This is a genomic window from candidate division WOR-3 bacterium (genome assembly GCA_039801905.1).
Lineage (GTDB): Bacteria > Hydrothermota > Tepidihabitantia > Tepidihabitantales > JBDRVQ01 > JBDRVQ01.
This window is the reverse complement of sequence record JBDRVQ010000005.1, coordinates 1-13,019: the sequence shown is the minus strand read 5'-3', so window position 1 is coordinate 13,019 and position 13,019 is coordinate 1. Positions and strand designations below refer to the sequence as shown.

Below are 13,019 nucleotides of genomic sequence, written 5' to 3'. Positions count from 1 at the left end.
TTGGGGTATATTGCGAGGAATTTTATGATTGAACTTTATCTATTACTTTTAGCAATGTTAGCCAGCGCCCTTGTGGCGATTGAGACGAAAGACCTTTTGGCTTCCGCCATTTCTATGGGATTAGTGGGTTTTGCGGTGGCGATTATGTTCATCTTGGTTCAGGCGCCAGATTTGGCGATTGTTCAGATTGTTGTTGAGATTCTTTCGGTCATCTTTTTTGCTGCGGTCATTTTACGCACCACTCACATTGATACGACCATTGGTAAGGGATTAGACCGGGAGATGGTTTTCCCCATTATCACCTTCTTTGTTTTTGGCACCCTCTTTTTTATCTTCTCTCTTTATGCCTTGAAAGATTTGCCCCGTTTCGGTGAGCCGATAATGAGGGTGGCAAATACTTATATTAAAGAAGGTCTGGAGAAGACTGGAGCCGCCAATCTCGTGGCAGCGATAATTCTTGACTATCGGGGTTATGATACCTTGGGCGAGGCAACGGTTCTTTTCACTGCGGTTTTGGGGGTATTGGTCGTTTTAAGGAAAGTGGGGAGGAAGTGATGGGACGAGGGATGACGGTGATTGTTAAGACCATTGCTCGTTTGGTTGCCGGCTTTATATTCCTTTATGGTCTTTATATTATCCTTCATGGGCATTTGACTCCTGGTGGAGGGTTTGCCGGAGGTGTAATCATTGCTGGTTCTTTCATTCTTTTAATTCTCGCCTTTGGTTCCCAAGAGATGATGGAGAGGGCTTCTTATCTCTTTGCCTCCATTTTTGAAAGTGTGGGTGGACTTCTTTTCCTTCTGATTGCTCTTTTGGGTTTGGTGGCTGGTTTCTATTTCTTCTTAAATCTTTTCCCTAAGGGTACGCCATTGCGCCTTATCTCTTCGGGAATAATTCTACCGGCAAATATCGCCATCGGGATAAAGGTGGGAGCGGGCCTTTTAGCGGTTTTTTTAGCTTTGGCGGCGACTAAATTTATTATGGAGGAATAATGATTGTCTTTCTCGCTTGTATTTTACTCTTTCTCATTGGTATCTATGCGATAGTGACAAAAAGAAATTTGATTAAGATTGCGATCGGCTTCTGTATGATGGAATATGCGGTCAATCTCCTTTTTGCCTTTATCGGATTTAAGAAGGATGGTTTGGCACCAATCATCACCCGAATTTCCCAAGAGCGCAATTTTGTTGACCCGATTCCTCAGGCGTTAGTTCTCACTTCAATCGTTATCGGTTTAGCCACAACCGCTTTACTTCTCTCTTTAATTGTGAGAATCTATGAGCGGTATAAGACCTTAGATATTAAGGAGATTAGGAGATTAAGAGGATGAGAAATCTTTTACCCCTTTTTGTTGCCTTGCCTCTTGCCGGAGCCTTCCTCATTCCCCTTTTAACCAAAATTAAGAATTGGCTTGGCGTTTTAGTAGCAAATATTATTACCGCTGCCCTTTTTGGTTTAGCCCTTTTGACGATAACAGAAACTTTTTGGGGGAAGATTTTAATTTGCCGACTTGGTGGGCATCAGCCACCCTTTGGAATTATCTTAGCGGTTGATGCTCTTTCAGCCCTTTTGGTTTTTTTGGTCGCAACGATTGGTCTAACCGCTACTATATTTAGCATTCGGTATTTGGAGTCTTTTACTGGTTGGGGCAAGTTTTATTCCCTTTTAATGCTCTTGTTGGCAGGAATGAACGGTATTTCGTTAACTGGGGATTTATTTAATCTTTTTGTTTTCTTAGAAATTTCGGCAATTGCCTCTTATGCCTTAGTTAGTTTCGGGCTTAAGGCGGAAGGGTTAGAAGCAAGTTTTAAGTATATGGTACTAGGAGAAATTGCTGGGTTATCAATCCTTCTGGGAATTGCTTTGCTTTATGCCAAAACCGGAACTTTGAATATGGCGGATTTGGCTCAGACCATTGCCCTTCTTCCCCAGTCGGGCATCTTCTGGTTTATTATTTTTCTTTTCCTCTTTGGCTTTATGACCAAAGCCGCAGTCATCCCCTTCCATTTTTGGCTGCCGGATGCCTATCAGAATGCCCCAATCCCAATTGCTACAATCTTGGCTGGGGTTTTTGGCAAAGTGGCGGGGATTTATGCCCTAAGCCGAATTATCTTTAATATCTTTAACCTTTCGCGGGCGACCAATCCCCAATTTTTTAATCTCATTCTCTTTTTGGGGATTTGCTCTTTAATCCTGGGTGGTTTTTTTGCCCTAAATCAGTCGGATTATAAGCGTCTTTTGGCTTATTCCTCCATCAGCGCCATTGGCTATATCTTTGTTGGACTTGGTCTCGGTAACTTTTGGGGGGTGAGCGGGGCGGTCTTTTTCATCTTTGCCCATGCCTTAACCAAGGGTTTGCTCTTTTTAACCGCGGGTTCGGTTGAGAATACTTTTGGTTTGAGTAGTTTGGATGGTTTGGTCAATTGGGAGAAGAGATTACCGGTCACCGGACTTTCCTTTAATATCGGACTTCTCTCCCTTTCCGGAATTCCCCCATTTCCCGGTTTCTTTGCCAAACTTTTTATAATCCTTGGGGCATTGGTGGCGGACCAATATGTTGTGGCGATTATCTGTGCCCTTTTTTCCACCTTAACCCTTGCCTACCTGTTAAAAGTCTGGCGGGGGATGGTGAGTAGGTCCGAAGAAGAGAATCGGTTGATGGAGCCAGCAACGATGAGGCTCGCTATGCTCCTTTTAGTAATTTTTCTTATTGCTGCCGGAATTGGTTTCCAACCAGTTCTCAATTGGTTGGTGGAACCAGCCGCTAATGCCCTTTTGGGGGGTATCACCTATGCCCAGATAATTTTAGGAGGATAGATGAGGAAATTTTTATACTTTTTCTTTAGTCTTATCCTTTATCTCCTCTTAGTTTGGACTCTTGACTATCAAGAGGTCTTAGCAGGAATTGTCGCTTCTCTTTTAACCGCGGTTTTATTCGGGGGATATTTTTCCTATGAGCCTAATAAATTCTTACAAATTCACCGCTGGTTTTGGCTTCTTCTTTATATCCCATTCTTTATCTGGGAGTGCTTTAAGGCGAATTTGGATGTTGCCCTTCGAGTTTTACACCCGGAGCGGCCAATCAATCCGGGGATTGTGAAGATAAGGACCACTCTCCGCTCTGAAATCGGCCGCACCTTTTTAGCCAATTCCATAACCTTAACCCCAGGGACGATGAGCGTTGAGATTGAAGATGATAACCTTTATATCCATTGGATTGATGTGCGGGCAACCGATTTGGCGAAAGCGTCTTTAATGATTGCCCGACCATTTGAAAGATTTTTACAAAAGATTTTTGAATAAGGAGTAGATATGGAGATTCTTTTAACTTTACTTTCCATCTGTGCCTTCTTCGCCCTTTACCGAGCATTACAAGGTCCTTCCATTTCCGACCGGGTGATTGCGGTTGACATTATGGGTGTGCTCTTTGCTGGGATCACCGCTTTGGTTGGTTTGAAATTTAATCTTTCTTATCTTTTAGACCTTTCCATTGTCATTGCCATTTTAAGTTTTCTGGGCACTTTGGCTTTAGCGAAATATTTAGAAGGGAGGAGTTTAGATGATTGAGACGATTGGTTGGATTATTATCGTCATCGGTGTCCTCTTTGACCTTTTAGGCAGTTTAGGTTTAGTTCGTTTTCCGGATTTATACAACCGGATGCAGGCGGCAACGAAATGTGTCACCTTGGGGACCTGTGGCATTATGGTTGGGATTTTTCTTATCACCGGTTTTTCTTCTATGGGGATAAAAGCGCTAATCTGTGCCTTATTTATTCTCTTCACAATGCCCGTAGCGGCCCATGCCCTTTCTCGTTCTTCTTTAATCTTTGGTGTAAAGATGTGGAAGGGAACAGTTATTGATAAGTTAGGCGAAGATAAAGGAAGAGAACAGATTGAGAGAGATGAGAAAGCCTAAATTAAGGGAGTTGGGTGAAGCGATAAAGGCGCTCTTTAAGGGTCCTTATACAGTTAAGTTTCCAAAAGCGCCAGCCAAGGTATTTCCCAATTTTCGAGGGAGGATCGTCTTTAACGAGGAGAAATGTGTTGGTTGTGGTGCGTGTGTTGAGGTCTGTCCGGCAAAGGCAAGGGCAATTGAAGATGATAAGGAGAGAAAGATAAGAAAAGTTATTCACTATCAGGAAAAATGTATTTATTGCGGACAGTGTGTGAGGTATTGTATTACGCAGGAAGGGATAAGACACACACCAGATTTTGAACTCTCTTCTTTAACCAAGGATGGCTATGAGAATTACATTGAGAAGGAGTTAGTCCTTTGCGAATTATGTGGTGAGGTGGTTGGGACTAAAGACCATTTGTTGTGGATTTATAAGAGGGTAGGGGAAGCGGCTTATCAGAACCCAACTTTATTTCTAACCCACCATAGGATTTTAGGTTTAACTAAAACCGAAATACCCAAAGCCCTTCCTTATCGTTCTGGTCATATCCGCATCTTATGTCCAGAGTGTCGCCGGAAAGTCTACCTTCAGGAAATTTGGGGTTATTAATTTTCTGAATTCCCCTTTCCGCAGTTAAAGTTTATTAGAAGAAACATTAGTTATTGGGGGATAAGAAATTAAGCCCAAAGGGCTGAAACTTTAAACCAAAACCGAATAACTTGGTCCTCCTCTCTCTATTTTTAGAATTAGCCTGAGGATGAGGTAAGAGATTAGACTTTTTCTTAGAGATCTTTTGGGAGAAGAAATCGGTAATAAAATTGGACCTTTTTTTCGGAGAGAAATTAGGGAGAAAATTAGACCTTTAACTTCAGGAAAAATTAGTCCTTAAAGGGTAGGCAAGAAGGGGGAAAGGAGGTGGGGAGGGGGATGGTGAGGGAGGCGGTGGTAGGGCTCACTTTGAATTTACCTTAGAATCAAGTAAGTTATTGGTAATAGAAAACTTAAGCGAAAATGGCTTCTTCCATGGTGGCGACTTTTATGCCGCCTTTTTCCCTATTCATCTTGACTCTCGGGAAATAATTTTGGCATTCTTAAAAGCGAAACATTTTAGAGCGGTTATACTTTTTTGGTATTTGTCGGAATAGTTGACTTTTCTCAGTTTTTGGGTATGATAAACTCTATGAAAGAATACAGTGCGGATAAAATTAGAAATATTGGTTTTTTCGGTCATTCCTCCTCCGGGAAGACATCGGTTGCTGATACTTTAATTTTTCTTTTGGGAACCAATCCCCGAAGAGGGAAGGTTGACGATGGTACCTCTTTTTTTGATTACGATGAGGATGAGATTAACCGGAAGGTGAGTATTAACCTGGCTCTGGGTTATGGAGAATACAATGGCTTTTTATTTAATCTGATTGACACCCCGGGTTATGCCGATTTTTTAGGCGATGTCCTCTCTGGAATTAGGGCTTGTGATTGTGGTTGTGTGATAATTGATGGCACCGGTGGGATTGAAGTGGGAACAGAAATTGTGATGCGCCATCTTTCTGAGGAAAATAAGCCAATGTTTTTCTTTATTAATAAATTAAAGAAAGAGCATAGCGATTTCTTTAAGGTTTTAGAGGAATTGAATAAGACATTTCCCGGGAAGGCAGTTCCCCTATTTTTACCGATAGGGAAAGAGATGGATTTTAAGGGTTTAGTGGATATTATGGGAGAGAAGGTTTATCTTTATGAAAATGGGAAGAGAAGAGAAGAGCCCTTGCCCGAAGAAAAGAAGGGAGAGGTGAGCAAATATCGGGAGAAGATTATTGAAGGTTTGGGTGATGTCTCAGAAGAGATATTAAATAAATATTTAGAAGGGAGCGAGATTACAAAAGAGGAGATTATCTCCGGATTAAAGGAAGGTATAAAGAAGCGGGAACTTTTCCCTATTTTAGCGGGTGACGCCAACGAGGGCATTGGGGTAGATTTAATTCTTGACTTTGCTTGTCAATATCTACCTTCCCCATTAGATTGCGGTATAAGATTAGAGGATAAGACTATTCCGGTCAATCCTAATGGTCCACCCCTCCTTTTTGTCTTTAAGACAGTATCGGAACTTCACATCGGCGATTTACATTATTGTAAGGTCCTCCAAGGGAAAGTAAGTTCGGGTGATAACCTCTTAAATATGAGCACCGGGCGGCAGGAGAAGATAAATCAGATTTACTACATAAAAGGGAAAGAGAGGGAAGAGGTTGGAGTATTAAGAACTGGTGAGATTGGTGCACTGGTGAAGTTAAAGGAGACAAAGACCTCAGATACCCTTACCACTCCGGAACTTAATATTAAATTGCCACCGATAAAATTTCCTGAGCCTTCCATCTCTATTGCCATTGTGCCCAAGACCCGGGGTGACGAAGAAAAGGTTTCTAATGGTCTCCATCGGTTGCATAACGAAGACCCAACTTTTACTTTCTATTACGCAACGGAATTAAAACAACAGATTATTTCTGGACTTGGTGAGTTGCATCTGGATGTGATTTTGGGAAGGCTGAAGCGGAAGTTTGATGTGGCGGTTGATATTCAGAAGCCAAAGATTCCTTATCGGGAGACGATTACGAAGAAGGCAGAGGCGCAAGGGAAATATAAGAAACAGACTGGTGGGCGGGGGCAATATGGCGATGTCTGGTTAAGGATTGAGCCACTTCCTCGGGGAAAAGGGTTTGAATTTGCAGATGAGATTTTTGGTGGCGCAATTCCCGCCAAGTATATCCCATCTATCGAAAAAGGAGTGAGAGAGGCGATGGAGCAAGGATTTTTAGCCAACTATCCGATTACCGATTTGAAGGTGACGGTTTATGATGGTAGTTTTCATCCGGTGGACTCTTCAGACATTGCCTTTAAGATTGCGGCGATTATGTCTTTCCGAAATGCCTGTGAAAAAGCGGGAGTAATTCTTTTGGAGCCAATAATGGAATTAGAGGTCAGTTGTCCAGACCAATTTTTGGGTGAGGTGATGGGAGACTTGAATGCCCGGCGGGGTAGGATTTTAGGGATTGAAAGGCAAGGGAATTTGCAGGTAGTAAAAGCCCATTGCCCCCTGGCTGAGTTGTATAAATATTCAACCACCCTTCGTTCCATTACCCAAGGCAGGGGGTATTTTACAATGAAATTTGCCTTTTATGAAGAGGTGCCAAAAGAACTCAGTGCCAAAATAATTGAAGAGGCAAAAAGGGAGAAAGAGAAAGAAAAAGAGTGAAATAAATCGGTGATTTCTCCTGAGGAAAATTATATCGCCCTCACCTTAAAATTGGCAAAGAGAGGCCGTTTTTTCACTTCGCCCAATCCCCTCTGCGGCGCGGTTTTGGTGAAAGGCGGTAAAATTATTGGAAAAGGCTATCATAAAAAGTTTGGTGGTCCCCACGCTGAGATTTTGGCGATTGAGAGTGTCAAGGATAAAAGATTATTGAAAGGTGCAACCCTTTATTCTTTATTAGAGCCGTGCTCCCATTACGGCAAGACACCACCCTGCACCGAAAGAATCATTAGGGAAGGGATAAAAGAGGTGGTCTATGCGATGGATGACCCAAATCCCTTAGTGAAAGGGAAGGAAGTTTTGGAAAATGCTGGGATAAGGGTGAAAAGGGGTGTGAAAGAAAAAGAGGCAAAGGAGTTAAACGAGTGGTATATAAAGTATACGAAGGAAAAGAAACCCTATGTGACATTAAAGGCAGCACTCACCCTGGATGGTAAGATGGCAACAAAAGGAGGGGAGTCAAAATGGATTACCGGAGAAAGAACAAGGGACTTTTCTAACCTTTTGCGTTGCGAACAGGATGCGATCTTAGTGGGTATAAATACTGTAATTAAAGATAACCCAAGGCTCACCTGTCGCCGAATAAAAAAGGCGATAAAAAGGGTGATTTTAGACCGGAGATTAAGAATTCCCCTAAATGCGCGATTATTAAAAGAAAGAGGGGAAGTGATAATTTTTACCGGTGGGCAGTTCCAAAATAAAAAGAGGGAAGAGTTAGAAAAAAAGGGGGTAAAGGTAATCTCGGTCAAAGAGGATAAGGGATTACTTTCTTGGGATGAGATTTTAAATGGACTTTATCAGTTGGGCTGTGCGAAAATTTTAATTGAAGGTGGGGCAAGAGTTTTCTCTTCGGCTTTAAAAGAGGATATTGTGGACCGGATTTTTCTCTTCTTTGCTCCTAAAATTTTAGGAGAAGGTCTATCCTTTACTGAAAAACTCTCTTTGGGTAGCCTAAAAGAGGCGATTGACTTAAAAGAGACAAAGGTTAAAATGATTGGTAAGGATTTTCTTTTCACAGGTTATGTTCACCGGTATTATTGAAGAAGTTGGTCGGGTTTTAGAGATTTCATTTAAGAGTGGTAATAAAATTTTTACCATCCAAAGTTCCTTCGCCCCGGAGTTAAAAATTGGTGATTCGGTTGCGGTTGAGGGTTGTTGTTTGACGGTTATTGGGAATAAAGACAATAACTTTCAAGTGGAGGCGACAAAGGAGACCTTAAATCAGACGACCTTGAAAGATTTAAAAAGAGGGGATTTTATTAACTTAGAGAGGGCAATTATGGCGGGTAGCCGTTTGGGTGGTCATTTCGTTCAGGGGCATATTGATGAAATAGGAAAGATAGTTAAGATTCTAAGAGAGGGAAGGAATTTTATTTTTGAGATAAGGGTTAAAAATAACCAATTTTTGGTGGAGAAGGGTTCAGTTGCCGTCTCGGGGATAAGCCTGACAGTTTATGGAATAAAAGGTAATATATTTCAGGTGGTGATTATTCCTCATACTTATGAGAACACGACTCTAAAATATAAGCGGGTGGGAAGCGAAGTGAATATTGAGTATGATATATTGGGCAAATACGCGAAAAGATAAAGATGAATAAAATCTTTCTTAAATCCTGCGAGAAAATGGATGAAATTCAAAATAATGAAGTTGATTTGATTGTTACTTCCCCGCCCTACTGGAATGCGATAGATTATGATGTTCACACCGCGGATAAGAGAAAATGGTTCAGAACTAGAAGGGGGGAGGAATACGAGAGATATTTAGAATGGTTGGAAAAATGTTTTCGGGAATGCTATAGAGTATTAAAACCAGGAAAGTTCTGTTGTGTTGTAATCGGGACTATTCTGTATAAAGGTAAGCACTACCCTTTACCTTATCATTTCACCATCCTAATGGAAAAGATTGGTTACGAGTTTCATCAAGATATTATTTGGTATAAGGTCACTGGGGGAGTAAAAAGAGCGGGCGTGACAATTCAAAATCCCTATCCGGGTTATTACTGTCCTAATATCATGACGGAATACATTTTGATATTCAAAAAACCAGGCCCGAAAATTTATCAATTCCGGAGTAAAGAAGAAAAGGAGAAAGAAAAAATTCCCATTGATGAGTTATTCACGAAAGAATTGGCGAATAATATTTGGCATATCGCTCCGGTTCCACCAAATCAATATGACCATCCTTGTCCATTTCCCGAGGAGATTCCTTATCGTTTGATAAAACTTTTCTCTTATGAAGGAGAGATAGTTTTAGACCCCTTTTTAGGGATTGGGACGACAACAAAGGTTGCTAATAATCTTGGGCGGAGATGGGTTGGCTACGAGATAAAAGAGGAATATGTCAAGATTGCGGAAAAAAGAATCTCTGAGCCGTTGTTTTTAAGGGAGCAGTTAATATCGGTTTTTGAAAAGATTCCACTCAATGGATCATCATTAGCACGGTCAATTAAGGTAAAGCCAAGGAAGAGAAGCAAAAAGGTAGATAGGAAATACATCCTTTCTTCATTAAAAGAGTTGCCCTTATTTAAAGAAAAAAGGTATGGATATAAAAGACAAAGTAAAAATAAGTAAAGAGTTGATAATAAAAATTGCGGAAATTGGGTGGCGATATTCCCTTCCTCCTTCTTTGAAAGAAGTTTTTCCATTTGAGCACTATTTTGATAGTGAGGGAAATTTAATTAGAAAAGATCTTGATAAAAAAGACGGTCCCTGGACCCGGAGGGAGCTTTTAGCCCGATACTTACTTGTAAATGCGGTTTTAGACCAAGGACCAGATGTGAAAGGTGTGAGTTTACTTCTTAAAGAAGTGGTCAATTCTCTTTACCAAAAAGAGATAAGAATATTTCACCGACCATTAGACTTTTTTAAAGAGATAGGGATTTCAATAGATAATATTTTGGCGAAACATTCCGGAATTAAGAAAATTCGTGCGGAAGACTGGGCAAGAGAGAATGTTTCTACTCCTTCTAAATATAATCTTTTTTTCACCCAATCCCCAAGGGGTATAATATCAACCAAGCAAGTTTTAGATTATAGCATTCACCGTTGGGGTGTTCCACTCTGTGTTCCCCTTCTTTTAGAGAAAGATTTACACAAGGAGAAAAAAGAATCCTCAGAACCATTGGTAGAATACTTAGAAGGGTATCCATCAGCTGAGATCGCTGCTCAGCAATTAAAAGATAATGAAAGGTATGGTTTAGGCAGTGCCATTGGAGATAAGGCATGCCATCTATTTATTAAGTGGTATGTCCATACCTTTAAGTTAGCTAAACGAAATGATAATTCCTGGGGACCATTTTCTTATGAATTACCTTTTGATAGCAATGTTGGCCGTATTTTATTCCGAACTGGGTTTCTACTGGTTTGTGCTGATTTATCGGAATACGAAGAATGGGGAGTTATTCAAAAAAGTAAAGGTAAGGGTGGCACAAACTATATTCGGGTTACTAATATTAGGAACAAAGAATCAAAGAATTTATCTTCTTTTCCAGAGATTATGGCTGCCTATGAATCAATTTGCGTTGAGTATTTGAAAATAAGAAAAAGGAAACCCCAAAAAATTGAAATTCAACATATTCCCCTTACCCTTTTATTTGGAACCAGTTACGGTATCGGTGATTTAGATGATGGGTTGATGTTCATCGGGACAAATTATTGCTTAAACAATTCAGAACCAAAATGTAGCGAATGTCCGATTAAAAATCTTTGTCTCGGATACAATAGCCGAAACGACTTAATCACAGATTATAGAACCTAATATGCTTAGGGAGATAAAAGCAAAACAGGTTTTGACGAAATCTGGGATTTCTAATGTTTCTTATTCCTTAAACCCTTATATCGGTTGTTTTCATCGGTGTCTTTATTGCTATGCGGATTTTATTGGGAAATGGCGAGATGTCTTGCCTTGGGGTGAGATTATTGAGGTGAAAGTTAATTTATTAGAGAGGTTAAAAGAAGAGGTGAGGAGAAAGAAAAGGGGAGAGGTCTGTATCGGCACGGTCTGCGACCCTTACCAACCGATTGAAGAGAGATACCAATTGACCCGAAACGCAATTAAGGTATTAAAGGATGCTAACTTTCCGATAACAATTTTGACCAAATCTTCCCTTTGCCTCCGGGATATTGATTTATTGAAAGGTAATGCAAAAATTTGGGTGGAGATGACCTTAACCACTTTGGATGAAGAGACAAGGAAAATTTTTGAGCCGAATGCCCCTGCGGTTCAAGAAAGGATAGAAGCCTTAAAGGAATTAAAGAAATCGGGAATCAAGACAACCCTCTTTTTCGGTCCGGTCCTTCCCTATTTTTCCGACAGGGAAGAAGTAATTAGGGAAATCTTCTCTTTGGGAGAAAAAGTTGGCGTGGCGGAGATTTTAGTTGACAAATTAAACTACTTAAACCGAAAGTTCTTTAAGATAAAATCAGGTTTAGGAAAATACCCAGAAGCGATAAGGTATTACGAGCGGGTAAATCAAAGTAATAATTTTTATACCGATTGGTTGAGAGAAAGGCTCTTAGGGATAGCAAAGGATTTTCCCATGCCGATAAGAATTATCTTCTGATGGTATTACTCTTTCTCTTTTTTAATCTTGATTATGAACTATTTAACTATATCCATTCCGAGTGGAAATCACCAGGGCTTGATTATTTGAATACCAGTATAGAAATTTTATCCTCCCCTTCTTCTATTTTGACCGCCCATTTTTTTCTCTTCTCCTTTGGCAAAGAGAAAGAGCGGAGTGTTGGTCGGCTTGCCCTTTTCGCCGGGGGAACATCTACCCTTCTTTCAGTTGGCATAAAGGGGGTTTTCAATCGGGAAAGACCAAAAAGGGAGTCTTCCCGTTGGGATTCTTCTTTTCCTTCTACCCACTCCGCCCAGAGTATGACCTTAGCCACAATTTACGGTAATAAGTATCCGAAACTAAAAATCCCTCTTTATACCTTCTCCTTTTTGGTTGGTTTTTCCCGCATCTATTCTGGTGAACATTATCCTTCGGATGTCCTCTTTGGTTGGCTTTTAGGCTATCTTACCGGAAGACTATTTTTAAGATACGGAGAGAAAATTAACCTACCTTAAAAACCTTTAAGGGCCAAAAAATTGACTTTATAAAAAAGATTATTATAATTATTACTAAATAAAAAAATTTGGAGATGAGATGAAAAGGGAGCGAAAAAGAAGAAAAACCTATATTTTTGGGAGTTCTGGCGAATCTTTTTCCGGAGGGAGTTTTGCCGAACGGTTTTTATCTCCGGGCCCTTTTTCTTTGGCGGGTAGAAAGGGAGTTATTCGCTTTAGTCCGTTACTTAGGTTCAGTAACCTTCAAATTTACTGTCCCGGGTAACGAACTTAGGAATAAAATCCTGCCGTGGAGGTTAATATGGTTAAAAGAACCACTTTCTTAACCTTAATTCTCATCGCTTCTCTTTTGGCGATTGGGAATAAGGTTAATAAGGTCGCCTTTTTAGGCGCGGATGCGATACCCCAAAAGATAAACTACCAGACATTATAGCAAATGCACTTGACTTTTGAAAAAGGTTGTTATAATAATAAGATAATGACAAGCCTTTTGGGAGGTAATAAGGGGAGTGTTGCCAGAAAGGGAAAGAAAAAAGTTACTTGGGTGGACCGGATTTGGGGTGTCGGTTCACTTTTTAGATTTTACCCCAACGCTCCCTTTCGGGCGGGGAGAGGGAGTGAAAAAAAATCCCGCCAACGGGAGGTCAATATGGTTAAAAGAACCACTCTCTTAACCTTAATTCTCATCGCTTCTCTTTTGGCGATTGGGAATAAGGTTAATAAGGTCGCCTTTTTAGGCGCGGAT

At 40.6% G+C, this 13,019-nt stretch carries 16 protein-coding genes; all 16 read left to right on the top strand.

Features of this window, described 5'->3' with window-relative positions; all coding sequences use genetic code 11:
- Window positions 1-24: 24 nt before the first annotated feature.
- The 16 genes from mbhE to ABIL00_01650 all read left to right on the top strand — a co-directional run bounded on the left by mbhE (window position 25) and on the right by ABIL00_01650 (window position 12,707).
- Window positions 25-555 (top strand): hydrogen gas-evolving membrane-bound hydrogenase subunit E, encoded by a 531-nt coding sequence (gene mbhE, locus ABIL00_01725; protein ID MEO0109488.1) that lies wholly within the window; start codon window positions 25-27, stop codon window positions 553-555.
- A complete protein-coding gene (locus ABIL00_01720) occupies window positions 555-992 on the top strand; it encodes an MnhB domain-containing protein (protein ID MEO0109487.1) in 438 nt (145 codons plus the stop codon). The genes mbhE and ABIL00_01720 overlap by 1 nt, the downstream gene beginning before the upstream one ends.
- The gene (locus tag ABIL00_01715) at window positions 992-1,330 is read left to right on the top strand and encodes an NADH-quinone oxidoreductase subunit K (protein MEO0109486.1); all 339 of its coding nucleotides are present in this window, start codon (window positions 992-994) and stop codon (window positions 1,328-1,330) included. The genes ABIL00_01720 and ABIL00_01715 overlap by 1 nt, the downstream gene beginning before the upstream one ends.
- Window positions 1,327-2,817: a proton-conducting transporter membrane subunit gene (locus tag ABIL00_01710; protein MEO0109485.1), complete on the top strand. Its 1,491-nt coding sequence runs from the start codon at window positions 1,327-1,329 to the stop codon at window positions 2,815-2,817. Before ABIL00_01715 ends, ABIL00_01710 begins: the two co-directional genes overlap by 4 nt.
- Window positions 2,818-3,303 carry a Na+/H+ antiporter subunit E gene (locus ABIL00_01705; protein MEO0109484.1) on the top strand — a complete coding sequence of 162 codons (486 nt, stop codon included), beginning with the start codon at window positions 2,818-2,820 and terminating at the stop codon, window positions 3,301-3,303.
- A 9-nt stretch (window positions 3,304-3,312) separates the two neighbouring features.
- On the top strand, window positions 3,313-3,567 hold the full coding sequence (locus ABIL00_01700) for a monovalent cation/H+ antiporter complex subunit F (protein ID MEO0109483.1): 255 nt from the start codon (window positions 3,313-3,315) through the stop codon (window positions 3,565-3,567).
- On the top strand, window positions 3,560-3,916 hold the full coding sequence (gene mnhG / locus ABIL00_01695; protein MEO0109482.1) for a monovalent cation/H(+) antiporter subunit G: 357 nt from the start codon (window positions 3,560-3,562) through the stop codon (window positions 3,914-3,916). Before ABIL00_01700 ends, mnhG begins: the two co-directional genes overlap by 8 nt.
- A complete protein-coding gene (locus tag ABIL00_01690) occupies window positions 3,903-4,505 on the top strand; it encodes a 4Fe-4S binding protein (GenBank protein MEO0109481.1) in 603 nt (200 codons plus the stop codon). Before mnhG ends, ABIL00_01690 begins: the two co-directional genes overlap by 14 nt.
- Window positions 4,506-5,064: 559 nt before the next feature.
- Window positions 5,065-7,140, top strand: coding sequence for an elongation factor G (gene fusA, locus ABIL00_01685; GenBank protein MEO0109480.1), 2,076 nt, complete (start codon window positions 5,065-5,067; stop codon window positions 7,138-7,140).
- A 9-nt stretch (window positions 7,141-7,149) separates the two neighbouring features.
- The gene (gene ribD / locus ABIL00_01680) at window positions 7,150-8,238 is read left to right on the top strand and encodes a bifunctional diaminohydroxyphosphoribosylaminopyrimidine deaminase/5-amino-6-(5-phosphoribosylamino)uracil reductase RibD (protein ID MEO0109479.1); all 1,089 of its coding nucleotides are present in this window, start codon (window positions 7,150-7,152) and stop codon (window positions 8,236-8,238) included.
- A complete protein-coding gene (locus ABIL00_01675; protein MEO0109478.1) occupies window positions 8,219-8,785 on the top strand; it encodes a riboflavin synthase in 567 nt (188 codons plus the stop codon). Before ribD ends, ABIL00_01675 begins: the two co-directional genes overlap by 20 nt.
- Before the next feature lie 35 nt (window positions 8,786-8,820).
- On the top strand, window positions 8,821-9,768 hold the full coding sequence (locus ABIL00_01670; GenBank protein MEO0109477.1) for a site-specific DNA-methyltransferase: 948 nt from the start codon (window positions 8,821-8,823) through the stop codon (window positions 9,766-9,768).
- A gap of 55 nt (window positions 9,769-9,823) precedes the next feature.
- Window positions 9,824-10,954, top strand: coding sequence for a hypothetical protein (locus ABIL00_01665; protein ID MEO0109476.1), 1,131 nt, complete (start codon window positions 9,824-9,826; stop codon window positions 10,952-10,954).
- 1 nt (window position 10,955) lies between these two features.
- Window positions 10,956-11,759 carry a radical SAM protein gene (locus tag ABIL00_01660; GenBank protein MEO0109475.1) on the top strand — a complete coding sequence of 268 codons (804 nt, stop codon included), beginning with the start codon at window positions 10,956-10,958 and terminating at the stop codon, window positions 11,757-11,759.
- Window positions 11,759-12,274, top strand: a complete 516-nt coding sequence (locus tag ABIL00_01655) for a phosphatase PAP2 family protein (protein MEO0109474.1) — start codon at window positions 11,759-11,761, stop codon at window positions 12,272-12,274. Before ABIL00_01660 ends, ABIL00_01655 begins: the two co-directional genes overlap by 1 nt.
- A 301-nt stretch (window positions 12,275-12,575) precedes the next feature.
- A complete protein-coding gene (locus ABIL00_01650; GenBank protein ID MEO0109473.1) occupies window positions 12,576-12,707 on the top strand; it encodes a hypothetical protein in 132 nt (43 codons plus the stop codon).
- Window positions 12,708-13,019: the final 312 nt, after the last annotated feature.